This is a genomic window from Haloimpatiens massiliensis, assembly GCF_900184255.1.
Taxonomy (GTDB): domain Bacteria; phylum Bacillota; class Clostridia; order Clostridiales; family Clostridiaceae; genus Haloimpatiens; species Haloimpatiens massiliensis.
This window is the reverse complement of sequence record NZ_LT854640.1, coordinates 2,047,186-2,073,882: the sequence shown is the minus strand read 5'-3', so window position 1 is coordinate 2,073,882 and position 26,697 is coordinate 2,047,186. Positions and strand designations below refer to the sequence as shown.

General features: G+C 29.5%; 21 protein-coding genes. 18 read left to right on the top strand and 3 right to left on the bottom strand.

Translation table 11 applies throughout. The features are described from left to right. Positions 1 to 298 precede the first annotated feature (298 nt). Together C1715_RS17880 and C1715_RS17875 are read left to right on the top strand one after the other, a co-directional pair. Positions 299 to 1,996, top strand: coding sequence for a M3 family oligoendopeptidase (locus tag C1715_RS17880; RefSeq protein WP_102401698.1), 1,698 nt, complete (start codon positions 299 to 301; stop codon positions 1,994 to 1,996). A gap of 148 nt (positions 1,997 to 2,144) precedes the next feature. Further along, positions 2,145 to 4,745 (top strand): sigma-54-dependent transcriptional regulator, encoded by a 2,601-nt coding sequence (locus C1715_RS17875; RefSeq protein ID WP_102401697.1) that lies wholly within the window; start codon positions 2,145 to 2,147, stop codon positions 4,743 to 4,745. A gap of 474 nt (positions 4,746 to 5,219) precedes the next feature. On the opposite strand, the gene C1715_RS17870 is transcribed toward C1715_RS17875, so the two are convergent. Next, a complete protein-coding gene (locus C1715_RS17870; protein WP_102401696.1) occupies positions 5,220 to 6,659 on the bottom strand; it encodes a DDE-type integrase/transposase/recombinase in 1,440 nt (479 codons plus the stop codon). 174 nt (positions 6,660 to 6,833) lie between these two features. Here C1715_RS17870 and C1715_RS17865 point away from each other — a divergent pair, with 174 nt between their 5' ends. From C1715_RS17865 to C1715_RS17840, 7 genes are all read left to right on the top strand, one after another. Beyond that, a complete protein-coding gene (locus C1715_RS17865; RefSeq protein WP_102401695.1) occupies positions 6,834 to 7,163 on the top strand; it encodes a PTS sugar transporter subunit IIB in 330 nt (109 codons plus the stop codon). Between the two features lie 42 nt (positions 7,164 to 7,205). Beyond that, positions 7,206 to 7,820, top strand: coding sequence for an AAA family ATPase (locus C1715_RS17860; RefSeq protein WP_102401694.1), 615 nt, complete (start codon positions 7,206 to 7,208; stop codon positions 7,818 to 7,820). Between the two features lie 443 nt (positions 7,821 to 8,263). Beyond that, positions 8,264 to 9,565, top strand: a complete 1,302-nt coding sequence (locus C1715_RS17855) for a PTS sugar transporter subunit IIC (RefSeq protein WP_102401693.1) — start codon at positions 8,264 to 8,266, stop codon at positions 9,563 to 9,565. 31 nt (positions 9,566 to 9,596) lie between these two features. Then, on the top strand, positions 9,597 to 9,914 hold the full coding sequence (locus C1715_RS17850; RefSeq protein WP_102401983.1) for a PTS lactose/cellobiose transporter subunit IIA: 318 nt from the start codon (positions 9,597 to 9,599) through the stop codon (positions 9,912 to 9,914). Positions 9,915 to 10,139: 225 nt separating this feature from the next. Then, complete coding sequence (locus C1715_RS17845; RefSeq protein ID WP_102401692.1) at positions 10,140 to 11,450, top strand: family 4 glycosyl hydrolase; 1,311 nt, start codon at positions 10,140 to 10,142, stop codon at positions 11,448 to 11,450. Positions 11,451 to 11,720: 270 nt separating this feature from the next. After that, entirely contained in the window at positions 11,721 to 11,855 is a 135-nt protein-coding gene (locus C1715_RS20135) for a hypothetical protein (protein WP_278320127.1), read from the top strand. Continuing rightward, positions 11,845 to 12,411 carry a hypothetical protein gene (locus C1715_RS17840; RefSeq protein WP_102401691.1) on the top strand — a complete coding sequence of 189 codons (567 nt, stop codon included), beginning with the start codon at positions 11,845 to 11,847 and terminating at the stop codon, positions 12,409 to 12,411. The genes C1715_RS20135 and C1715_RS17840 overlap by 11 nt, the downstream gene beginning before the upstream one ends. Before the next feature lie 132 nt (positions 12,412 to 12,543). Here the strand turns inward: C1715_RS17840 and C1715_RS17835 are convergent, their stop codons facing one another. Continuing rightward, the gene (locus tag C1715_RS17835) at positions 12,544 to 14,256 is read right to left on the bottom strand and encodes a methyl-accepting chemotaxis protein (protein WP_102401690.1); all 1,713 of its coding nucleotides are present in this window, start codon (positions 14,254 to 14,256) and stop codon (positions 12,544 to 12,546) included. A gap of 350 nt (positions 14,257 to 14,606) precedes the next feature. Here C1715_RS17835 and C1715_RS17830 point away from each other — a divergent pair, with 350 nt between their 5' ends. From C1715_RS17830 to C1715_RS17815, 4 genes are all read left to right on the top strand, one after another. Beyond that, positions 14,607 to 15,101, top strand: coding sequence for a DUF2975 domain-containing protein (locus C1715_RS17830; RefSeq protein ID WP_102401689.1), 495 nt, complete (start codon positions 14,607 to 14,609; stop codon positions 15,099 to 15,101). Positions 15,102 to 15,112: 11 nt separating this feature from the next. Then, positions 15,113 to 15,322 (top strand): helix-turn-helix domain-containing protein, encoded by a 210-nt coding sequence (locus C1715_RS17825; protein WP_102401688.1) that lies wholly within the window; start codon positions 15,113 to 15,115, stop codon positions 15,320 to 15,322. A gap of 456 nt (positions 15,323 to 15,778) precedes the next feature. Further along, the gene (locus tag C1715_RS17820) at positions 15,779 to 17,494 is read left to right on the top strand and encodes a DUF4153 domain-containing protein (protein ID WP_102401687.1); all 1,716 of its coding nucleotides are present in this window, start codon (positions 15,779 to 15,781) and stop codon (positions 17,492 to 17,494) included. Positions 17,495 to 17,794: 300 nt separating this feature from the next. Beyond that, positions 17,795 to 18,385, top strand: coding sequence for an NUDIX hydrolase (locus C1715_RS17815; protein WP_102401686.1), 591 nt, complete (start codon positions 17,795 to 17,797; stop codon positions 18,383 to 18,385). 150 nt (positions 18,386 to 18,535) lie between these two features. On the opposite strand, the gene C1715_RS17810 is transcribed toward C1715_RS17815, so the two are convergent. Continuing rightward, positions 18,536 to 19,942, bottom strand: a complete 1,407-nt coding sequence (locus C1715_RS17810; protein WP_102401982.1) for an alanine/glycine:cation symporter family protein — start codon at positions 19,940 to 19,942, stop codon at positions 18,536 to 18,538. Positions 19,943 to 20,390: 448 nt separating this feature from the next. Between C1715_RS17810 and C1715_RS17805 the strand changes: the two genes are divergently transcribed. The 5 genes from C1715_RS17805 (at position 20,391) to C1715_RS17785 (ending at position 26,438) form a co-directional block, all read left to right on the top strand. Further along, positions 20,391 to 20,975, top strand: coding sequence for a helix-turn-helix domain-containing protein (locus tag C1715_RS17805; RefSeq protein ID WP_102401685.1), 585 nt, complete (start codon positions 20,391 to 20,393; stop codon positions 20,973 to 20,975). 55 nt (positions 20,976 to 21,030) lie between these two features. Further along, a complete protein-coding gene (locus tag C1715_RS17800) occupies positions 21,031 to 21,930 on the top strand; it encodes a trans-4-hydroxy-L-proline dehydratase activase (protein ID WP_102401981.1) in 900 nt (299 codons plus the stop codon). Between the two features lie 7 nt (positions 21,931 to 21,937). Then, positions 21,938 to 24,295, top strand: coding sequence for a trans-4-hydroxy-L-proline dehydratase (gene hypD, locus C1715_RS17795; protein ID WP_102401684.1), 2,358 nt, complete (start codon positions 21,938 to 21,940; stop codon positions 24,293 to 24,295). A 159-nt stretch (positions 24,296 to 24,454) separates the two neighbouring features. Beyond that, positions 24,455 to 25,261: a pyrroline-5-carboxylate reductase gene (gene proC, locus C1715_RS17790; protein WP_102401683.1), complete on the top strand. Its 807-nt coding sequence runs from the start codon at positions 24,455 to 24,457 to the stop codon at positions 25,259 to 25,261. A gap of 97 nt (positions 25,262 to 25,358) precedes the next feature. After that, a complete protein-coding gene (locus C1715_RS17785) occupies positions 25,359 to 26,438 on the top strand; it encodes a M24 family metallopeptidase (RefSeq protein WP_102401682.1) in 1,080 nt (359 codons plus the stop codon). The last annotated feature ends 259 nt before the right edge of the window (positions 26,439 to 26,697 follow it).

Sequence of the window (26,697 nt, the reverse complement as noted above, 5' to 3'; positions counted from 1 at the left end):
CTATTTCATCTTTATTGTACATCCCTATATGAGGTATGACAATGGTCATATTGTCTATATTTTAGGGATATACATGGATAATACTTTAGTATCTCTTTATTTATAATTTATCCTTAAAAATTCGGTCCATTTCAGTCCTTCCATTAAGGTCTTTATGGTTCCAATAAAAGTCCAATATGCGTGAATTGTGAAAATAATATGAATTTAGAGAAAATAACTGAAAATAGAAATTTAAAAAAAGATTTAAGTGTGGTAAAATGGTATCATTGTAAAGTTTAATAAAGAGGGGGAATAATTTATGCTAAAATTTAAAGATTACCAATATGTAAGACCAGATATGAAAAAAGTAGAAAAAGATTTTACAAAACTAATTAGTAGTTTTAGGGAAGCAGCATCTTTAGAAGAGCAAGATAAAATAATGGAAGAAATAAACTCCCTAAGAAGTGATGTAGAATCTATGGCTGAATTAGTTGGCATAAGAAACTCCATAAACACAGTAGATGAATTTTATGAAAAAGAAAAAGAGTTTATGGATGAAAATATGCCAGAGTACGAAGGATTAATATCTAAGTACTATGAAACCTTAGTAAATTCAAAATTTAGAAAAGAATTAGAGGGAAAATGGGGAAAACAGCTTTTCACATTGGCAGAAATGCAGTTAAAATCTTTTGATTTAAAGATAATAGAGTATTTAAAGGAAGAAAATAAATTAACTACAGAGTACGATAAACTGAAGGCTTCAGCTAAGATAATGTTTGAAGGAGAAGAGAGAAATTTATCTCAGCTTGAACCTTTCATACAGTCAAAAGATAGAGAAATGAGAAAGAGAGCTTACGAAGCTTCTACTAATTTCTATGTGGAAAATGAAAGCAAGTTTGACGAAATATATGATAAATTGGTAAAAGTAAGAGATAGAATGGCTAAAAAATTAGGATATAATAATTTCGTGGAGCTTGCATATATAAGAATGATGAGATCCGATTATAATGCAGAGATGGTGGCTAATTATAGAAAACAAGTATTAGATTATATAGTTCCTGTGGCAGAAGAATTGAAGGAAAGACAAGCTAAAAGATTAGGATTTAAAGAGCTTAAATATTATGATGAACCATTAAAATTCTTAACAGGTAATGCAGTACCGAAGGGAGATCCTGATTGGATATTAAATAATGGAAAGCAAATGTACAAAGAATTGTCAGATGAAACTAATGAGTTCTTTACATTTATGGTAGAACACGAGCTTATGGATTTAGTTAGCAAGAAGGGAAAAGCTGGTGGAGGATATTGCACTTTCATAGGTAAATTTAAATCACCATTTATATTTTCTAACTTTAATGGAACTTCTGGAGATGTAGATGTACTTACTCACGAGGCAGGACATGCATTTCAAGCATATTCAAGTAGAAACTTTAAGGTACCAGAATATGCATTTCCAACTTATGAAGCAGCAGAAATACATTCTATGAGCATGGAGTTTTTCACTTGGCCTTGGATGAAATTATTCTTTAAGGAAGATGAGTTAAAATATAAATTCTCTCATTTAGGAAGTGCTTTAACATTTATACCTTATGGGGTTACTGTAGATGAATTCCAACACTTTGTATACGAAAACCCAGAAGCTACTCCAGGGGAGAGAAAGAAAGCTTGGAGAGAAATTGAGAAAAAATACTTGCCAAGTAAAGATTATGAAGATAGTGATTTCTTAAATAGAGGAGGATTCTGGTTTAGACAAAGTCATATATTCCAATCACCTTTCTATTATATAGATTATACATTAGCTCAAGTTTGTGCTCTACAATTCTGGGTTAAGGCTAATGAAAATAGAGAAAAGGCTTGGGAAGATTATTTAACATTATGTAAAGCTGGCGGAAGTAAGTCGTTCTTAGAACTTGTAGAACTTGCAAACCTAAAGAATCCATTTGAAGATGGATGCATCCAAAGTGTTATAGGGCCAGTTAAAAAATGGTTAAATAATGTGAATGATAGTAATATGTAATAGCGGATAATATAATCAAATATTGGCATAATAAATGCTGATAAATATACTAATAAAATAGGCACTATCGAAATTTTTAATATATTTTGGTAGTGCTTTTAGTTTAATTCAGCTATACTTAAATATTTTACTAAAAGGTGTGGAGCAAATGAGGAATAAAGAAAAAGTATATAATATTTTAAAACAGTTGTATAAAGGTTCTAATAAAGGAATAACTGCTGAAGATATTGCAAGCAAACTTAAAATTAGCAGGGCTAATGTAAGTAATTATTTAAATCAATTGTGTAAAGATGCATTAGTTGAAAAAATTAAATCCAGACCAGTATATTTCATTCCAATTGAAAAAATAAACAGAGAGAAACAGAGCTATAGTGAGAGTTGCTTTTCTACTCTTATTGGTAAGAGGCATAGTTTAGAAAAGGTAGTAGAAAAGGCTAAGGCCGCAATTTTATATCCTCCATATGGACTACACTCCATTATTTATGGTGAAACTGGTGTTGGAAAGAGTATGCTGGCAAAGTATATGTATGATTTTTCGATAGAAGCTGGAGTTAGAGATGAAGGTGCTCCATTTGTTACATTTAATTGTGCTGATTATGCTAATAATCCTCAGCTTTTAATGGCCCACATTTTTGGAGTAGAAAAAGGAGCATATACCGGGGCGCAGAATTCTAAAAAAGGACTTTTAGAAGTTGCAGATAAAGGAATTTTATTTTTAGATGAAGTACATAGACTACCACCAGAAGGTCAGGAAATGTTGTTTACATTTATAGATAAGAGTGTTTTTAAAAGAATGGGACAGTCTTCTAAGGAAATAAGTTCAGAGGTATTAATAATAGCAGCAACCACTGAAAATCCTGAATCCACTATGTTAGATACATTTAATAGAAGAATTCCTATGGTTATTGAAATTCCACCACTAAGAGAGAGAAGCTTAGTTGAGAGGATTGAGCTTGTTAAGTACTTTTTAAAAAAAGAGGCTTTAAGGGTAAATAAGCCTATTAAGGCACACAGACAAATTATGAAGTCATTATTGCTTTATGAATGCAAAAATAATGTAGGTCAATTGCAAAGTGATATTAGATTAGCTGTAGCAAATGCATATCTTAATTGCATAAAGAATTTTAGTGAAGTTTTAGAGTTGAATTCAAATTATTTTAGTAGCTCATTAGGCAGGATAAAAAGCAACTATAGAGGTAAAGCATATGAGGTAGAGATTTTAATTCCAAAGGATATAGATTATTATATATTTTATCCATCAGGAAAAGAAGAAAATCTTGGATTTAAAGAAGTAAAAAAAGAAGAAAGTGATGATGAAAGTAAAGTACAATTATCACTTTTTAGAGAAGGTATAGTAGATAATGCTCTTATAGAAAAATTATTTATGAATACAAAATTTTTTGAGCTTTGTCAGAATATAAAAGATGTAATACAAAATGAACTATCAGTAGTACTAAGCGAAAAAAAGTTTTATCATATGGCAATTTATATAAATTACATTATTGATAATAATTTGTTTAAAAATAATCCTAATAAGCTGGATATAAATGAAGTAAGACAGCAGAATAAAGAGCAATTTAAAGTAGCTTTAAAAATAGTTAATATAATAGAAAATGAATTTAATATATTTTTATCTATAGAGGATGCCGCGTATATTACTTTATTTTTAGCTAAAGATTTAGCAGAAGAAAATACAATAATTAATCATAATATAAGTGTTATTGTAGCTATGCATGGTGATAGTACAGCAAGCAGTATGGTAAAGGTTGTTAAAGATATATTAGGTGAAGGAAATATTTATTCATTTGATATGAACCTTAATAAAAGTTATAAGCAAATTATTGAGGAATTTAAAAAAACTATAAAGACTATTAATGCTAAAGATGGTATGTTGTTATTAACGGATATGGGTTCACTAAATTCTTTTGATAGCATTGTTAAGGAAGAGCTTGGTATAGAGGTTAGGTCTATTCCTATGGTAACCACTTTAATAGTATTAGAGGCTATGCAAAAATTAAATGTAGGTTTTTCACTTGCAGAGGTATATAATTCTATAATAGAAATAATGAAAAATGGTGCTATTAGAAGGATTAGTAAAGAGCGGAAGGAGAATATAATAATTATAGGATATAATATTTCTGAAGGTTTGGATAAAGAAAGTAAAAGAATTATAAAAGAAAATTTAGCTACATGCATCGAAGATATAGATATAGTACTTATTCCTCACGAAAATGAACAGAATTTTTGTAAAGCTGTAAACAAGATTATTGAAGAGAAAAATGTTATAGTAATTATAGATGAATATTCTTTAAATATAGATGGTGTAGAGTATTTTAAAACGAATGAATTAAAAAGTGCTAAAGGTATTGATAAGTTAAAGAATATTATTAAGATAAGTATGGGTTATAATGATATTTGTGAAGGGTTAAAAAGCTCATTGAATTACACAAATTATTCTAAAGTATTAGATGATGTTAAAGAAACTATTGATAATCTTTTATATGTATTTGGTATAAAAAAACAGTATGATATGGTTGTTGGTCTTGCAATGCATATTTCTTTTATGATAGATAGTTTAGTTGGTAATACAAGAATAAGTGAGAAATTTTCAGCTGAAAAGCTAAAGAAAAATAAGGAGAAACTTTATATAATAAAAAAAGAAATGAATAAGTTAGAGAAAAAATATAAAATTCAAATTGATGAGAATGAGTGCTATGGAATTTTATGTATTTTATCTGACGTTATATAGTAAATAACAAGTAAGGTTGGTTTTTATTTAGTGAAAATTAACTTTACTTGTTATTTATTTTCATGTACCTTATTTAAACACTTAGTATTAATTTGTTTAAGAAAGTAGAAATTTTATTAAACGAATAGTACAAGGATTTAAACACATTTTGCTTAGAGTAATAAAAAGATACTATATAGAGTGATTCTATGAGTATAAAATTACTTTGGCACAATAATTGCTAAAATAGTTATTACTAATATTTTAGAAAATACGAGATAGTGTAAAGTGAAATATGAAAAAGCTAAGTTTAAAAATGTTTTGCCCGAAGGGCGCAGAATAATAAAATACTTTGTGATTTGAAGATGAAATAACGAATTTTAGGCATGACAAAAAATCCTTTTGAGTGAAGGAAAATTTTTGATATTAGTAATCTCTACATTGAGTTATTCACGTAGTGGTTAATAAATATCCCATATTTACTTTACAACTAAATTAAGCAGAATTTTCAGTTTGCATCTTTAATATTGTTTGTTGACCAAGGTAAATAAGTAATTGCCACTTAGCAGGCATATTGCCCGCATTAGTTAAAATATCTATCTCATTTAGTGGCTTCCAGTAGTTATAAGGATGAGGACGTAGAAAGTTATAATAGGCAACCCAAAGGGAAACGCCATAAAGTGCACCATTCTCGCTTCCATAACCGCAGGTAACGCGATAAGAAGACTTGAAGGTGCGGTTAAGCCGTTCTACTACTTGCTTTACCCAACGAAATTCGGTGGATACAGCATCATTATTGGTGAGTCCGATAACTTGAGTAACATCAAAGTCCCAGCCATTAACGAGTTTACACTGCTGACTTGCAAGAGGGTAGGCACTATAGCCATCTGCAATGAATTTTAAGGCTTTATTAGGGAAGTTTTTAAACTTCTCAAAAGCCATACGCATAGCGAGGATATATGGACCTACAGCACGAGTATCGGATACTTGGTAGCCAAGAATAGACTTTTTACAAGCATCCATGATAATCCAAACATAATGCTTTATGCCTTTTACCTTAATGTATGTTTCATCAGCAGAAAGGATGTTAGAAGGATTATAGTCAAAAGTATCTACAAATGGCTTTATAACTGCGGCAGCAGTCATAGCATAATTAGCAATCATTGTATGTGAAATCTTTATACCATGTACTTCCTCCAAGGCATGTGCTGTCTGCCTAGTAGATAGCTTAAGATTAACGTGATAAGTAAGGCAAAGCCCCATAATGTGGGCATTGAACTTCTTATACTTAAAGTTAATTGCTCTAGAAGGAAGTTCATGTAAGTCCATTTTGAAGAAATCTATGGTGAACTCACGATAGATGTAGTGGAGCTTGTACTTGTGTTTATCAGCGTCACTTAAGTCTTTAGGCAGTTTGTCTAAGTTCTTGCGGTAGTAGGAACACTTAGGATTAACACATTTATGTATTCTAAAATGCTTACGATCTTTCTTTGGAGAAAGAGTTTGTCCGCAATAAGGACAACTAAATACTATAGGTTTAGTAGTGTGGTTACTTTCATTAAAATTTTGACCACAAACCTTGCACTGGTATTGACCTCTAGAGCCATTATTATCGTAGATATACTGGTGAGGGGCACCGCATTTAGGACATAGGATATTTTCAGGGACGGACTTCCCATTACGTCTCTGAACAGGTTTGGTTAGTTTATTATATTTATGTTTATAGTAAGCTAAAAGAAGTTGATAGTCTACCTTTTCAAAACGAACAATTTTAGGTAGTTTATCCACTTTGAATTTTTGATATTCGGGACTATGTGAATCCTCAAAAGCCCACTGCTTAAGAGGAATGTATTTACAAATAAACATAAGTAATTGATAAATTATTTTTAAAAGATATTGATTATAGGAAATTAAATAAGTTATAATTGAATCCATAGCAATGACATCCTTTCATGTTATTTTTGTGTTTTGGCGATTCAATTATAGCATAAAAAAGGGGGTCATTGTTTTTTTATTTAAAAAACTCTGTAACCCTTGATATATAAAGAAATTTTATAAAAATAGTGTAAAAAAACTTTACACTAACAAATACGAAAAGGAGGAGCTAATATGAACATACTTTTAGTTTGCGCTAATGGAGCATCTACAGGAGTTTTAGTAAGTAAAATGAAAGCTTTTACCAAAGAACATGAAAAACTAAAAACAAAGGAATTTAATATAGACGCAACATCTATTGAAAATTTAAAAAATTATCTTGAGTCTAGTAAAATGGACGTAGTTCTTATAGGACCACAAATAAGGTTTAAGGAAGACGAAGTAAGAGAAATATGCTCACCATATTCTATAGGGGTAGCTGTTATAAATACACAGGATTATGGAAGAATGGATGCACCAGCTGTTTTAAAAGCTGCAATTCAATTATATAAAAATAATAGATAGTCAAGCATTTTGATTAATAACATATAAAGGAGACGTTGTGTTATGGAAAAAAAATTTATTAAAGACCCATGGGCTAGAATTAAAACAAGGAATGGTTTAAATGCAGATGAGGTAATTTCAGGTTTGCAGAAATCAATTAGACGAGGTTTAACAGAAAAAGCATGTGAATTTGCTTATGAAATGTATATAACATCTCCAGAAATGGAAGAAAAGCTATGGAGAAGATTAATAACAATATCAGTAGAGGACATTGGTATGGGAGATCCTAGTGCAGCTATTTTGCTTAATAATTTAAATCAAATGCGTAAAGAATATGGTTATGCTGACGGAGATCGCCCTATATATTTTATTCATGCAATTCGTTATTTATGTGCAAGTGAAAAAGATCGTTCAAGTGACTTACTAAAGAATATTGTAATTAAAAGTTTTGCTATGGGATATGTACCAGAAATTCCTGATTATGCATTAGATAAACATACAGTAAGAGGAGCTGCTATGGGACGTGGTTCATTACATTTCTTACATGAAGCAAGTGTTGTAACACCTCAAAAGGAAATAGATAATGATTATAAAGAACGTTATGAAGAGATTTTAAATAAATATGATCCAGAAAATACTGTTGAGTCAGCATTTAAATTTAATTCATGGCAGTATTAATAATAAATTTTAATAAATAAAAAACAAGATTTATGATAAATACTTTATTGTTTGTTTAAATAATAGATTACAAGCAGTAGAGTATTTATTTTTGTTTAAAACAAAATATAAACACAAATATAAAATGTGTTTTAAAAAGCATTATAATTGTTAAACAAATTATTAAAAGCATAAACACATTATATATAAATTAAACAAAGTGTACAGTATAAGCTACTTTTAAAAGTTATTATAATATTGGCACAGTACTTGCTAAGAATATTAATGATTAATTAAAAATATAAAATCAGCTGATGTTAATGTGCTTTTATTTGATGTAAACGGTGCATACAAAAAAGTTTTACTAGGAAAAATGAAAAGCTTTGCATTGAAATATTAAAATATAATAGGCTATTTTGAAAACTAAATAGATTTATATGAATAAATGTAAAGGAGTTGAAAAAATGAGTAAAAAAAATGGGGGAGTTCAAGAAACCCTAAAGAAGTATTTAGTGCCCATAGCAGAAAAGGTAGAAAAACAAATTCATCTTCAAGCTGTTAAAGAAGGAATGATGAGCATAGTCCCAATATTTATAGTGGGTTCTTTAAGTCTTTTATTTATAGCATTGAAGAACATGCTGCCAAATGGAGCCGTAAAAGATTTTATTGGCAATAATTTAGGTGTATTTATGTTCCCTTTTAATTTCACTATGGGAATTATATCACTTTATGCAGCTTTTTTTATAGCATTATCTTTAGCCAGAAAATATAAATTGAATGCTACAGAAGTTGCTATAACATCAGTAATTATACAATTTATATTGTGTGCAGAAGTGGCAGATGGAGCTATTAAGACAGGGTATTTAGATGCACAAGGACTATTTGTAAGTATAATAGTTGGACTTTTAGTAGTAGAAATTACAAGATTTATGAATGAAAAGAATTTGGTATTTAAATTACCTAAAGAAGTACCAAGTATAGTAAGTAAAAGTTTTAATAACTTACTTCCAATGATAGTTTGTATAATTTTGTTTACAACATTTTCGGTGATTATTAGAAATACAACTGGGCAGCCATTCCCTAAATTAGTAATGAACATTCTTGCTCCAGCAATAAGTAGTTTAGATAGTGTTACAGCCGTGATAATAATATTATTAATTACTCAGTTATTATGGTTCTTTGGATTACATGGAGCAGCGATAACTTCAAGTATATGGATGCCAATAGCTGCAAATTATATGGCTGAAAATGCAACAAGAATAGCAGCAGGTCAAGATCCAATACATATTTTTACTATAGGATTTTACTATAGTTTCCTTCAGGTAACAGGTTCAGGAATAACATTAGGCTTAGTATTACTTATGATGAAAAGCAGATCTAAAAGTTTAAAAAGTATGGGTAAAGTAGCAATAGTACCATCTATCTTTGGTATAAATGAACCAGTAATCTTTGGTACACCTATAGTTATGAATCCATTTATGTTTATACCATTTGTATTTGGACCAGTAATAGTTGGAATAATGGATTTCTTAGCATTTTCCAGTGGATTAATTGGTAAACCAACAATGGAACCACCAGGATTTATGCCACCAGGAGTAGGGGCATTTTTACTAACATTAGATTGGAAAGCTGTTGTAGTAGTTTTCTTAAATATCTTTATTATGACAGCAATATACTATCCATTCTTTAAGATGATGGAAAAAGAAGAATTGCAGAAGGAAAAAGAGGTAGTAGAATCAGCAATTAATGATGATTTTGATTTCTAATTTTAATAGAGTAATGAAAGGGATGAATATAATGAATGAGGAACTAGAAAAGCAAGTATTTGAAATAATATCTCAAGCAGGTGATTCTAAAAGTGATGTAATGTATTCATTAAAAAAAGTAAAAGAAGGAAATTATGATGCTGCTAAACAACTTCTTAAAGAAGCATCAGCTAAACTTATGGAAGCATCAAAAGTTCATATGAAGGTGTTAACTTCAGCTACTAATAATGAAAACGATGCAGTAAATTTCTTAGTTGTTCATGCTGAGGATCATTACTCTAGTGCATCTTTTGCACATTCATTGGTAAGCGAACTAGTGGATATATTTGAAATAATTGATAAAAGATAATATTAAGGTTTATACACTTTTTAACTAACATGTGAGAAAATAGCTAGATATCGGATAAAGGTGGTATGTACTTAAATCATTTTCTAGTGTATCTTTTGCTCACTCCTTAGTAAGTGTTATAATATAAATTTTTTAAATTAATGATTCAACTTCACAGCTAAAGGTACAAGCTGTTGAAAGGATATGTTGATTTAATAAAAATTAACTATTAAGGAGGAAGTTTAAATGAAAAAGTACAATGTTACAATCATCGGTGCTGGTAGTGGATATACTCCAGGTGTGGTAAATAGCTTGTTGGAAAAACGAAACAAGTTACCATTAAAAAGAATAACACTGATAGACAATGATGAGGAAAGACTTCATATTATAGGAGACTTTATGGATATCTTAGTAAAAGAAAGAGCGCCAGAAGTTGAATTGGTACTAACAACAGACAGAAAAATAGCTTTTGAAGGAATGGATTTTCTTTTAGCACAAATTAGATCAGGGTGTTTAAAAATGAGAAGCATTGACGAAAAGATTCCAATGAAGTATGGAGTAGTAGGTCAAGAAACTTGTGGTCCTGGAGGATTTGCATTTGCTATGAGAGAAATACCAGAAATGATTTCTATAGCTAAAGATGTAGTAAAATATGCTCCTAATAGCTGGATAATAAACTATAGCAATCCAACAGCTATAGTTGCTGAAGCAATAAAAAGAGCCGTTCCAGAGGTTAAAGATATTTGTATATGTGATGTACCACCATGGCAACAAAAAGATATGGCGCATATGTTAGGTGGTGAACCAAGTGATTTCCAATATACTTATTTTGGATTAAATCATCTAGGATGGTTTACTCATATGTATGATAGAAATGGTGATGATAAATTACCAGAACTTATTAATATGATAAAAGAAACAGGATTACAAGCAGATGTTTATACGGATCCGTACTGGGAAAAAACAGCTAAGAGATTAAAGCAATTTGTAGGACATTTCGATGATGCATTACCAACAAGTTATTTACAATATTACTATTATAAAGACGAAATGTTTGCAGAAGAAGATCCGAATTATACGAGAGCAGATTACTGTATTGATCACAGAGAAAAAGAAACTTTTGATTTGTGTAGAGAAGGGGTAAAGAAGGGAACAGCAAAAGGAAATGTACTTACAGACACAATTCATGGAGATTTTATAGTGGATATTGCATCGGCAATAGCTAACAATACAAATGAAAAGTTTATAATCAATGTTCCAAACCATGGAGTTATATCAAACTTTTCCAGTGATTCAATAGTAGAATGTACTGCAATTATTAATGCGCAAGGATATGAGCCAATTGCTGTAGGTGAGATTCCAACATTCCAAAAAGGATTAATGGAAGTTGTAAATGCCTATGAAAAATTAACAGTTGATGCAGCGTTAGAAGGTTCATACCAAAAAGCATTAAAAGCATTATCATTAAATCCATTAGTTCCTTCAGTTCATATTGCTAAAAAAATACTAGATGATTATATAGAAGCGAATAAAGGATATTTTCCAGAATTAAAATAAATTTTTAATGTTTTCACTGCATATTTTATAAATAAAAGAATAAATAAAAAAGTCAGCATGCTTTATAAAAGCATGCTGACTTTTTTATTTATAATTTAGTAATTATATAAATGTTATGATTCATCAGTTAATCATGAAGCTTATAAAATACAAGATTTAGTATGATTTTTTATAAATTTTTAAATTTAGCGAGAGATGTTAGTTTTTTATACGACTTAATTAGTGAAGAGTTTGAAAGTACTTTCAATATATTTAGGAGAGATAAAAATTATGAATGATAAGGAATTGATAAAAAGGCTTAAAAATAAGGATACAAAATCATTGGATGTTTTAGTAGACAAATATGCTAATTTAATTTTTAAAATAGCATATTCAGTGCTTAACGAAAGGGGATTTGCTTCTTAAATTAGATGATAAGATATATACTTTAAATGAAGGAGGTGCTAAAGAAGGCAAGGGTCATATTTCCTTTCCAGCAGCTACTTATGAGAAGATAAAGTCCGCAAACAAAATTAGCGTGATACTTGTAAAGAATAATATGAAATTTAGTGATAAGGAACATGAAGAGGTTAATAAAAGAATACAAAAAAGTTTGGAAAATGAAAGTTTAGATAAAAACATTAAATATAATAAAGATTTAACATTTACTGATGGCACTAAAGGAGAGTTTTATAAGATAGAAAGAAGTAACAATAAAGTTAAGCTATATTTTAGAAGCGATAAATACGCAAAGGAATTTGCAACAAATGTTAGATTACATGAGTATTTTGGAGACACGAGCACAGATAATTATGGTGTAAAACAATATTTTTCATGTGCCTATAGAGATTCCAATGATGATAAGGGGTATGTAATAGAATTTGATAATGTGAATACGGATAAACAGTTGGAAGTTAGTTTCTACCTTGAGGAATTAATTCCTGAGAAAAATAAAATTGGTGAAGAAGTTAGGGTTTATTAGGTATAGCCTATAGAGAAAGTGTTTTTACAATTTATGAAAAAGGTAGGTGAATATAGTTAGCGGGAGAGTTAATTTGGTATAGTTATAAAAGGCTCACTGTAGATGCATAAATGCTTACAGTGAGCTCCTTTATTATATTTTAAATTTTAGGATTATTTCATTAAGTTTTTGTGCAAGTTCCGCTTGGCTTTGAGCTGTAGATGCTACTTGAGTCATAGCCTGACTAGATTCGTTAACCCCTCCATATATTTCGTTTAAGTTTCCTGATGAATTTTGAGCCATCTGTGCCATACTTTGAACTGATTCACTAACTTGATTTATTGTAGCTGTAATTTCTTCTGTCATGGAAGCTAACTCCTCAGATATATCAGTTACAAATATGCCATCTTTTTCATATTGTTCTCCTATGTATATAAATTTTTCAAATTCAGGAACTACTGTATCATTCATGAATGTTAGTAAACTATTGCTGTTTCCAGACAAACTTTTAAAAGCTGAGTGTACTTTTTCTATTGTGGATTTAACATTTTTTACTGCAACAGAAGATTGTTCAGCAAGTTTTCTTACCTCTTCTGCAACTACTGCAAAGCCTTTTCCTTGTTCTCCTGCTCTTGCAGCTTCAATAGCTGCATTGAGTGCTAGTAGATTAGTTTGTTCAGCTATACTTGCTATGGTATCTGCCATAATTTTAATATCTTCAACAACTTTGCCTTTTTCTATATCATCTAAAATTTGTTTTTCCATATTATCATAGGTTGCTTTTGTATTTTTAATAGCAGCTTCGCTATTTTCTTTAACTTTAACAGCTCGTTCTTTCATTTGAAGTGCATTGCTACTTCCATCAACAGCTTTAGTTGATAAAATAGATACACTTGAGTCTACTTCTTGTATAGATGCATATACTTCTTCTGCTGCTGCACTAGTTTCTTGTACTTCAGAATTGATTTCTTTTGTGGTTTCATTTATGTTTTCAAATTTTGAAGTCATTTCTTCGACAGTTGCAGATAATTCTTCACTAGAGGCGCTTATATCGCTAGCATCATCTATAATATTTTTTACAAGGTTACTTACGTTTTCTTGAGCTTTATTTAAAGCAAGAGCTGTTTGTCCAAATTCATCCATACTAGATAAAGTTATAGAAGTTGAAAAATCGTAATTAGATAATCTATTTGCTAACTCTCTTATTTTATTTAAAGGTGTTTTAATAGCTTTTACTATTAAGAATGCAAATATTATTGAGAGCAAAATTGCAATAGCATTAATAAAAACAGATAATTTTAGTGAGTTTGAAAAAATAGATTTATTGTTTTCCAAAGTATCCTTTGCCCAAGTATTATTTAATTCTACTAAATTATCCATTTTAGTTTTAAGACTATTTCTTACTTGTGTAACATCAGAAAATTTATTTATTGCTTCATTTTTTTTATCATCCATAATTAATTTAATGAATTCTTCTCTAATGATTCTGTATTCTTTAAGGTCTTGCTCTAATTCACTAAAAAGTTTTCTATCTGCATCTCTAGTAAAACTAGATTTATACAACTCTATTTTTTTATTGTCATAATCTGTGAGTTCATTAATTTCATTCTCCAATTTTTTTATTTCATTTTTATCATTTATGTAAAGCATTAGTTCCAAATTTGAATAAATAGTTGATAAATTTTTATCTACATAATTAATAGATGTAATTGCTACTATGTTATCATCGTACAATGAGTTTGAAGATTTGTTGATTTTGCTCATACTTGATGCACCTACTAAGCCAATACATAGCATTAATAGACATGTTATTACAAAAGTAGATATGAGTTTTACAGATATTTTTAAATCCTTTAAAAATTTCATTAAGGCTCCCTCCTTATACGTATATGTATTACCAATTTTCTTCCTTATAATTGTTTTTTAAACAATATTTTGTATAATAATTATAGCAAAAAGTAGAAAAAAGTCAAATTTTATTAGAATATATTAAAACATAAAGAAAAATGAGGAAAATAATAGATAGACTAATTTATTCTATATTATTGTTAAAGCATATTTTATTATTTAGTAGTAAAAAAGTAGTAAAAAAGCATATTTAAAATCAATATATTATTATTGATAAACAATAAAAACATATTGATTTAAGAGAAAAAAAGGTATATAATCACAATAGGGTTAAAGATTAATGAAGCTGAATTAAAAGGAGGTATAAAATGAAATATTACGGAAAAGAATCTCTATCAAGTTTTTTAAAAATAATATTAGATGTATTATTGATTGTGGGCATAGGTCTTTTTATATGGATATCTATTAATACCCTTGTTAAAGATTTTAATTCAATAAATTTAAGCAAAAAAATAGTTATATATTCTTTATTTTTAATAGGGTCCACTGCTCTTATGGCTATTTTATATAATTTGAGAAAAATAATGGATTCTGTTATTAAGGTGGAACCTTTTGTAAGGCAAAATGTAAAAAGTTTGACAATTATATCTATAAGTTCTTTTATAATTGCTTTTTGCTATCTTATTAATTTTTGCATAAATGTAAAATATGGAAGCTATCATTTTATATTTATAGATAAAGCAGGTATACACACAGATATGGAATTTTTAATTTTCTTCTTTGCAGGTTGTTTTATTTTGGTGTTAGCTAAGGTTTTTCAAAAAGCTGTAGAGGTAAAGGAAGAAAATGATCTTACTATTTAAGGAGGATGCATATGCCTATTATTGTTAATTTAGATGTAATGATGGCTAAAAGAAAGATATCTTTGTCAGAACTTTCAGATAAGGTAGGTATAACTAATGCTAACTTATCTATACTTAAAAATAGCAAAGCAAAGGCTATAAGATTTTCTACACTGGAAGCCATATGTAAGGCCCTTAATTGTCAGCCGGGAGATATTTTAGAATACTTGGAAGAAAACTAATTTGTAATAATTAATAACTCAACTTTCACACATAAAGTTCAAGCTCTACATCAGATTAATAAGGGTTTTTAATTTAAAATTTAGAATGTAAAATAGGGATTTGTAGAGTAGGTAAGAGGTAAAAAGTAAGAAGTAAGAGTGAAAAAGTAAGAACTAATAGGTAAAGGTAAGAGGTTCTTTAAAAAATTCAGCAAAGCTGAATTTTCACCACAACTATTACTTAGTACCTGTTACTTACAAATTAATTATAAAAAACTCTTTGAGTTTTATCCTTAACTCTTACTTCTTAGCTTTTACTTCTTAGTTCTTAGCTATTACCTATTACTTACCTGTAAATTTCAAATTTTAAATTGTGATTTTATAACTGCTAAAGTTGAATTAATGGTTAATATGAAAAAGTAACAAAAGATTACGGAGAGGGGATAATTAGTAATTGAGAATTGGGAGGGGAGAAGCTTGGGGGATAATATATATGGTAATTTAAATGAAAATAGTAAATTTCAGAACAATATAGATGATAATGCAAATAATGAATATAAACAAAAGGTAGAGCATAATGCAAATAATGAATATGAGCAAAAGATGGGTGAAAATATGAATATTGAATTTGGAAAAAATAATAGAGAAAAATCTGAAAAGCCTAAGGGTGAACTTTATAAATATTTTACTGGTTTTGGTGATGAGTTTGATAAGGCTAATATAAAGTACAAAACTATAATTTGGTGCTTAGTTATAGGGGTTTTGTATGATTACTTTTTTAAAGATTACTCTATTGGAATCTCTGTATTCATATATAATACTATTTTTTTAATAGCTGGTGTTAATTTATTGTATCCTAATGTTAATTTAAAAAGAAAGATAAGTTATGTGTTTTTAATTCCATGTATAGTATTATCTTTTAGCTATACTATTTTTAATAATGGAGAATTGGCATTTCTAAATCTTTTGGTGATTCCTGTTTTAGGAGTTGGATATCTTATTTCTATAAGATATAGTAAAAGTGATTTAGACAATATTTTAATAAGTAATGTGTTAGACAAGATATTTAAAACTGTCTTTCTATCCATAACTATTTTTTATAGATTTTGCATAGAAAGCTTCAAAGATAGAAGAAAGAATGAAAATAGGAAAAACTATAAAAATTCCAACCTAAAGTACATTTTTAAAGGAATGTTAATTTCTATACCTTTATTGTTTGTAATTATATTTTTATTATCTTCTGCAGATATGGTTTTTGCAGGATATTTTAGCAATATAGAGGACTTATTTTTAAATATGACTTTTAAAAATTTTATACGTCATCTATGTATAATAATGTTGGTTACTGTTTATACATTTGGGTTGTTTTTTAGATTAAAGTACGAAGATAAACTTAAAAATGAAAATAGTATGGAAAAAAAGAGTAAATGGGAAGCTATAACTGTTATAACTATTGTAGTAACTATTAATTTTGTTTACTGCATATTTTCTGTAGTGCAATTTTCCTATTTGTATGCAGGGGGAAGTGGTATATTACCGGAAGGGATTACTTATGCACAGTATGCTAGAAAAGGTTTTTTTGAACTAATACTTGTAACTCTAATTAATTTAACTATAGTTCTATTGAATAAAAAATATGTTAAAAGTGACAATGTAAAGATAAGTATTTGGTGCAATATTCTTTATAGTATATTAATAGTATTTACTTATAATATGTTATTTTCAGCACATTATAGAATGAATCTTTACGAAGGGGCATTTGGATACACTAAACTTAGAGTGTTTGTAGAATTATTTATATTATTGCTTTCTTTAATATTTGCAGTGGTACTTTTAGGCATATGGAAATGTGGAGTTCCTATATTAAAATATAGCTTTATAATAGGTATAACTATGTATTGTATCATGAATTTTGTTAATTTGGATAAAATGGTAGCAAAGAAGAATATAGAAAGATATAAAAATACTGCGAAGATAGATGTAGAATATTTAATTAGTCTTTCATATGATGCAGCTCCACAAATACAAAGACTTTTAAAGGTAAAGGACTCTAATATAAAGGAAGAGGTTAAAGATTACTTTAAGAGACATAAGGAAGATGCTAATAGAAATGATGTGCATTGGCACCAGTATAATTATTATAGAAACAAGGCTAAAACGTATAAGATTAATATGCTTAATATGTTTAACTGATGAAAATATTTGCTATAATATTATATATACACAATAAAAGATAAATACATTATATGATTATCCCACAAAAAGCATTACATTACCTGAATTATGAAATTTCTCTGGAATGACTTGCATAAGAAGCAAAAGAACTGTTTAAATTTAATTTTAGAAATTCTTCCGAGCTCTTATGCAAGTTATGGAGGAGAAATTTCATAATTCCACTACATTGTACCTTATTGTGGGTTAATCATTATATAGGAAGGAAGTGAATATTTTAGCGACTTTGGTACGTTAAAATCCTTTTCGCTAAAGATAATTATGACTAAACCAAGAGTAAAAGATATCAAAACATTAGCAGATACAAAATATTTAAAACTATATGATGCAGAGTATGTAAACAAAAATGGTGATGATAGAAATTGGTCTATTGCATCTAGGAAAGATTTAAGCACATTGAAGGATAGATTTTTTTATGGTAAAGAGGATAAGATAGATGCAGTAATAATAGTAGCTAATCATGTGGCAGAGAATAAATTAGTTGTTATAAAACAATTTAGGATACCTCTTAATGATTATGTATATGAATTACCAGCTGGACTTGTAGATAGTGGAGAAGAATTTGAAGATACTGTGAGAAGAGAATTAAAGGAAGAAACAGGACTTGATTTGGTTGAAATTGATTATGATAATACAAAGGATAAGGCATATGTATCAACAGGTATGACAGATGAATGTGTGGCAGTGGTTTACTGTACTTGTACAGGAAAAATGTCACAGGATTATTTAGAAGCAGATGAGGATATTGAAGTTATGCTTTTATCTAAAGAGGAAGCTAAGGAGCTTATTAAATCTCATAAGAAAATAGATGTGAAAACCTTACTTTCTATACAAAAGTTTATTAATGATTAATTTGATAATGACCATTATATAGTGAAAATTTAGGATTTAAAAATGGGAACATCCATAGATTGGTTTACACAAATCTATGGATGTTCCTTATTATTTTTTAAGATTCATTATTTGATTTTCATTGATATTTATTTCTTATAATTGTCAAATTTATTCGTCCCAGCACTCTAAGCCAGTTAATCCTTCTATAGAATCTTTAGTAAACACAGGATCTTTTCCTTGTTTTTTCTGATTAACATAATCTTTTAATGCTGCTGATGCAATGCCACCTAATTGGATTATAGTTATTAAGTTTATAAGTGCCATAAATCCCATGAATAGATCGGCCATATCCCATACTAATTGTATTCCAGTTAATGAACCAAATAGAACCATAATAACTACAAATGATCTATATATAAATAACCAAATTTTATTAGCTTTGATAAATTCTATATTAGTTTCTCCATAGTAGTAGTTTCCTATTATAGAGCTATAGGCAAATAATAGGATACATACAGCTATAAATATATTTCCCCATGAGCCTACTTGAGAAGCTAAAGCATTTTGTGTAAGTTGTATACCAGTAAGTCCTTCTGCGGTATAATTTCCTGAAAGTAATATTATAAAAGCAGTACAGCTGCATATTATTATGGTATCTGTAAATACTCCTAAAGTTTGTATAAAGCCTTGCTTTACAGGATGAGTAACTTCTGCTGTAGCAGCAGCATTTGGAGCACTTCCCATACCAGCTTCATTTGAAAAAAGACCTCTTTTTATTCCCATCATTACGGAAGCACCTATACCGCCGCCAATTATACCATTAAAGTCAAAAGCATCAGATAATATAAGTTTGAACATGGATGGTATGTGAGCAATATTTTTAGTTAAAACAAATAAAGCTACTAAAATGTAAGCAATTGCCATGATAGGAACAATTACCTCTGCAACCTTTGCAATTCTTGTAACACCACCAAAAATTATTAAAGCGGTTAATAGGGATAAAATAATTCCAACTGTTAGTCTATTTACACCAAAGGCTCCTTCAAAAGCTAAAGAGATTGTATTAGCCTGAACAGAGTTAAATACAAGCCCAAAACATACTGTTATAAGTATTGAAAAAATAATTCCCATCCATCTTTTGTTTAGGGCTTTTTCCATGTAGTAAGCGGGCCCACCTCTATATCCATCTTTGTCTTTTACTTTATAAATTTGAGCTAATGTGCTTTCTACAAAACTAGATGCGGAACCTATTAGAGCTATTAACCACATCCAAAATACTGCTCCAGGACCACCCATAGATATAGCTATAGCAACACCTGCTAAATTGCCAGTTCCCACTCTTGAAGCTGTACTTATACAGAAGGCTTGAAAGGAAGAAACTCCTTTTTTATCCTTAGAAGTTACAGATTTAGAAGCGCCTTCTCCTAGTAATTTAAACATTTCACCTATAAATCTAAATTGAACAAAGTTACATTTGAAACTAAAATAAACTCCAACAGATATAAGTAAGATTATTAGAACGTAAGACCAAAGTATGTTGTTTCCAAAAGAAATAAAATTTTGTAAAGTATTTATCATTTATTGTATTCTCCTTTCGTTATTTATATAATTTCATAAAAGTTTTAAAAAACAGTGAAATGAATAAAATGGAAGATGGATATTCAGTAGTTAGAAAGGTGAAGCAAAATATTTTAGAAAAAAACTTAAATATTATTTAAGTAATATATGAATAGAGCATGTATAGTATAATGCTTAACTAATTATGTCGAAAAATAATTATAATAAATTGTATCAGAAAATCAGCTCTAAATCAAATGTCAAAATATTCTTAATTTATTGAACTCATAATGTGTTTTATTCAGATAAAAGGTTATCATACTATTTATTTCATCATACTAAACTTTTTTTATATTTGTGAAAAAATAATAAATAATAGTGGTTATGATTACATTAATATAGTATAATTTAATTATAGATAAGAATAGTATTTCAGAAATGTGAAATATAAGAAGAGGTGGGTAAAATGGCAATTGATATAGGAGGAAAAATAAAAGAACTTAGAGTAAGCAAAAACTTAACTTTAAAAGAACTAAGTGAAAAGGTGCAGCTCTCTATAGGATTTTTATCTCAATTAGAAAGAGGTCTTACAAATGTAGCTGTAGATTCACTAGAAAAGATAGCAGAGGCCTTAGAGGTAGACTTGTCTTATTTTTTTTCTATACCAAAAAGTAATAATAAAAGTATTTTAAGAAGTTATGAACAGGAAATTTTTCAAGTTGTTAACTCTCAATTTATAAATTATCATTTGACCAATGACCTGGAAAATAAGGTTATGGTTCCAAGACTTGTTCAAATACTTCCTAGTAATACAGAGGAAGACGTAACAAATTATAACCATGAGGGAGAAGAATTTGTATATGTGTTAGAGGGGATACTTACTCTTTATCTTGACAATGAAAAATATGAACTTTACCCAGGGGACAGTATTCATATAAATTCTACTACTCCTCATAATTGGGCTAACTATACAAATAAATTGGTAAAACTATTAGCAGTTAATACACCAAATCACTTTAAAGGTAATAAATGTAAAAAATTTATTAAATAAATGTAAGTTATTAGGTAACGGTTATATTATGACATATGGAAGAGAGGGAATTTTGGTGTTACGGGGGAAAATTATAAATATACAAAAATATTCTATACATGATGGTCCTGGTATAAGAACTACTGTATTTTTGAAAGGGTGTCCATTGAATTGCTGGTGGTGTCACAATCCAGAAAGTCAATGTATGGAAAAGGAAATTTTATACTGGAAAAACAAATGTACATCCTGTGGGATGTGTGTTAAAAAATGCCCTAATGGAGCTGTGGAGATAAAAGATGGCAAGCTTATTAATCATAGGGATAAATGTACATTGTGTGGAAAGTGTATAGACTTTTGTATAAATAATGCTAGAGATATAAGTGGTAAAGAATATACTGTGGAAGAAGTTATGAAGGAAGTAGAAAAAGACATAGTTTTTTATGATGAATCAGGGGGAGGGGTTACCTTTTCGGGAGGGGAGCCTTTTTCTCAAATGAATTTTTTAGAGGCTTTAGTAGAAGCTAGTAAGAATAGAGGAATTCATGTAACTATAGATACCACTGGATTTACCACAGCAGAAAATATTACAAAGATAGCTTCTATGGCGGACTTATTTTTATATGATTTAAAATTTATGGACAGTGATGAACATAAGAAATACACAGGTGTTCCTAATGAGAGTATAATTGAAAACTTAAAAATGCTTTCAGACATGCACAAGGAAGTTTATGTTAGGATACCTGTAATACCAGGCATAAACGACGGAGAGAACTTAAAGAAAAGTGCAGAATTTTTAAGAAATTTAAATATAAGTAAAGTTAATTTATTGCCGTATCATAAATACGGTATGGATAAATATAATAGGCTGGGACTGGAATACAAGCTTAAAGATAAGAAGGAACCAACAAAAGAGGAAATGGAAGATATTTTAGAGATTTTTAAATGCTATGGATTAAACGTAAAGATAGGGGGGTAATATATACATGAATGAAAGAGTTAGAAAATTGAAGGAGGAAAGTTTAATGGCTGTTCCATACATAACTATGGAAAGAGCCCAGCTTGTGAATGAAGTTTATCAAAAATATCAGGGTAAGGTCTCCAATCCAGTACTTAGAGCTTTGGTTTTTAAAAATATAATGGAGAAAAAGACACTTTGCATAAATCATGATGAGATTATAGTAGGAGAAAGAGGAGAAAAGCCAGCAGCTACGCCAACTTACCCAGAGCTTTGCTGTCACACCCTAGAAGATTTGGATATTATGGATAAGCGTGAAAAGATATCTTTTAAAGTAGATGAAAAAACTAGAAAGATACAAGAAGAGGTAATAATACCTTTTTGGGAAGAAAGATCTATGAGACATAAAATCTTTGAAAGAATGACTAAGCAGTGGCAAGATTGCTATAAAGCAGGTATATTTACTGAATTTATGGAGCAAAGAGCACCAGGTCATACAGTGGCAGATGAAAAAATATATCATAAAGGATTTAAAGATTTCAAAAAAGACATAGAGGAAACTTTAAATAATATAGATTATGTAAATGATGTGGAAGCCCTAGATAAGAAAGATGAATTAGAGGCTATGAAGATATGTTGTGATGCCATTATAATTTATGGAAAAAGATATGCTAAACTAGCTAAGAAGATGGCAGATAAAGAGAAGAATTCAAATAGAAAAGAAGAACTTCTAAAAATATCAGAAACTTGTAATTGGGTGCCAGAAAATGCTCCAAGAACATTCTATGAAGCTCTACAAATGTATTGGTTTGTTCATTTAGGAGTAATTTCTGAATTAAATACTTGGGATTCCTTTAACCCAGGAAGATTAGATCAACATTTATATCCATTTTACAAAAAAGAATTGGAAGAAGGAACTATAGATAGAGAAAAAGCAAAAGAATTACTTCAACTTTTCTGGGTTAAGTTTAACAATCAACCAGCTCCTCCAAAGGTAGGAATAACTTTGGCTGAAAGTGGAACTTATACTGATTTTGCTAATATAAATAGTGGTGGATTAACCAAAGAAGGTAGAGATGGGGTTAATGATGTAACCTACATGGTTTTAGAAGTTATAGATGAGATGAGACTTTTGCAACCAAGTTCTAATATTCAATTAAGTAAGAAGAACCCAGATAAATTTCTAAAGAAAGCCTGTGAAATAATTAGAAAGGGATGGGGACAACCATCTATATTTAATGCAGATGAAGTTATTTCTGAAATGTTAAGAGCAGGAAAAACATTGGAAGATGCCAGATGTGGTGGAACTAGCGGTTGTGTGGAAACAGGAGCATTTGGTAAAGAAGCTTATATATTAACGGGATATTTAAACCTTCCAAAGATATTAGAAGTAACTTTAATGAATGGAAAAGATTATTTGACAGGAGAACAAATAGGTCTCAAAACGGGAGAAGCATCAGAATTTAAGTGTTATGAAGAACTTTTTGAAGCGTTTAAGAAACAACTTCATCACTTTGTTGAAATTAAGATTAGAGGAAATAATGTTATAGAAAAATTGTATATGGAATATATGCCAGCTCCATTTTTATCAATAATAATAGATGATTGTATTAAAAAAGGAAGAGACTATAATGCAGGGGGAGCAAGATACAATACTAACTATATTCAAGGGGTAGGCATAGGAACTATATCAGATAGTTTAGCTGCTATAAAATATCAAGTATTTGACAAAGAAAATATAACTATGAAGGAACTTTTAAAAGCTTTAGAAGACAACTTTAAAGGTCATGAAGTTGTACACAATTTGGTATTTAATAAATCCCCTAAGTATGGAAATGATGATGATTATGCAGATAGCATAATGAGAGAAATATTTGATGCTTATTATGAAGAGGTTACTGGAAGAAAAAGTATGAAAGGTGGTCACTATAGAATAGATATGTTGCCAACCACTTGCCACGTGTACTTTGGCTCTGTTATGGGAGCATCATCTGACGGAAGAAAGGCAAAAGAGCCGCTTTCTGAAGGTATATCTCCATCTAAAGGTGCAGATAAATTAGGACCTACAGCTGTTATAAAATCAGCAGCAAAAATGGATCATATTAAGACTGGAGGAACTCTTTTAAATCAAAAGTTCACTCCTAAAGTTTTAGATGGTGAAGATGGAATAAATAGTTTAGCAAGTCTTGTAAGAGCTTACTTTAAATTGGATGGTCACCATATTCAATTTAACGTTGTGGACAAGAGTACTTTACTTGATGCCCAAAAACATCCAGAAAAATATAAAGACCTTATAGTTAGAGTTGCTGGTTATAGTGATTATTTCAACAATTTAAATAAGGATTTACAAGATGAAATTATAGATAGGACGGAGCAAAATATTTAATTATATAGAGTTATGCCGCCTAATTGTAAGCTTAATTAGGTGGTAATATACCTGAAAATCAAAGAATATTTGAAATGTAAATAAATACAAGGTAATAAATGATTTTAATTTTATAAGTTAAAATCACTGAAATTTATAATTTGAAAGGGGATTATTAGGATGAATAAGGTAATTGGATTTATAGGTTGTGGTAATATGGGTGGAGCTATGATGGCAGGGCTTATAAAGGCAGGAATATCAGCTCCAGAAAATATTATAGTTGGAGATTTAAATGAGAAGAGACTAGAAGAAACTAAAAAAGAATTTGGAATTAGGATTACTACAGATAATAGAGAAGTAGCAAAGGAAGCAGACATACTTATATTGTCAATAAAGCCAAATATATACAAAATAGTTATAGATGGTTTAAAGGATGCTATTAAGGAAGATGTTGTTATAATAACTATAGCGGCAGGAAAAGGAATAAAAGAAACAGAAGAATTATTTGGAAGGGATATTAAGGTTATAAAAGTAATGCCAAATACTCCTGCGTTAGTTGGAGAGGGAATGGCAGCTTTAGCTCCAAACAGTAAGGTCACAAAGGAAGAACTTCAAGAAGCTGTTAATATATTTGAGAGCTTTGGAAAGGCGGAAATTTTAGAGGAAAAATACATGGATGCTGTTACAGCAGTAAGTGGTTCATCACCAGCTTATGTGTTTATGTTCATTGAGGCTATGGCTGATGCAGCGGTATTAGAGGGAATTCCAAGGGATAAAGCTTACAAAATGGCAGCTCAAGCAGTATTAGGTTCAGCTAAAATGGTTTTGGAAACAGGAAAGCACCCAGGAGCTTTAAAAGATATGGTATGTTCTCCAGGGGGAACCACTATTGAAGCAGTGGCAGCTTTAGAAGAAAGAGGATTTAGAAGTGCGGTTATAGAAGCTATGAGAGTTTGTGCAGACAAATCTAGAGAAATGTCCAAATAGTTGAGAAGTATATTTAAAACATAATAAAATGTTACAAATAAGAAGATATAAGTATAGTAAATTTGGTTTTAACACTAAAAAGGGGGAGATAATTATTATGGAGATACATAATAGGATAGAAAACCTTTTAGTTGAAATGAAAAAAAGTGGTATAGAAGGCCTTTTTTTAATGAGAGAAGCTAATGTTAGATATATCAGTGGATTTACTGACTCTGATTCATATGTTTTCATAACTGAGAAAGAAAACTTTTTCATAACAGATGGAAGGTATATTGAACAAGCTCAAAAACAGTGTCCAGATTATAAAGTTATAAAATGGGGTAAACCTGTTGGAACTTTGGGTGATACTGTTAATCAGATAGTTAAAGAGTTAGAATTAAAATCTGTAGGATTTGAAAAGGATAAGATGACCTATGGACTTTATGAAGATTTTAGAGAAAAAATAAATGGTGTAGAGTTGATTCCAACCTCTGGATTAGTAGAAAAATTAAGATTCATAAAAGATGAAGAGGAAATAGCTAACATAAGAGAAGCTTGTAGAATTGCAGATGTGGCCTTTGAGAAAATATTAAATTTTATAAAGCCTGGTATGACAGAAAGTCGAGTGGCTCTGGAACTGGAATATTATATGAGAAAGGAAGGAGCTTCAGGTGTAGGATTTGATACTATTTTAATATCTGGTAAGAAAACATCACTTCTTCATGGTAAGCCAGATAATAAAGTTATTGAAGATGGAGATTTAATAACTTTAGATTATGGGGCATTATATAATGGATATATTTCAGATATGACAAGAACTATAGGTGTAGGACATTTAGATGATAAAAAAATAGAAATTTATAATTTAGTTAAGCAGGCACAAGAAGAAGGATTAAAAACTATTAAAGCAGGGGTAAATGGAAAAACACCAGATGATAGAATAAGAGAGATAATTAAAGACTATGAAAAATATTATTATGCAGGTATAGGGCATGGAGTTGGAAGAGAATTGCATGAACAGCCTTTCTTAGGTAAGTATTGTGATAGGACGCTACAGGAAAATTGTGTTATTACATTGGAACCAGGACTGTATATGCCTGGATGGGGAGGAGTTAGAATAGAAGATACCATAGTGGTTAGGAAGAAAGGATATGAAATATTAACTAATTCTACTAAGGAACTAATAATATTAAAATAGTATGCGTATTTATGCTAAAGATTAGAGGATATGTTTGTGTGCTCTAATCTTTTTAATAATTTAGGAGGATGGAGATGAATATACCATTTTAATTAGTACCATTAAATTTAAATTAAAGAATATATAACTATGAAATAAAAATCATAATATTATAATAATTTAGATTGATTTTTCAATGCATTATCTGATAATATTAATACGATTAAAGCATGCTATTAGTTTTTTATAATATAAACATATTGTACATATTTTTTTATGT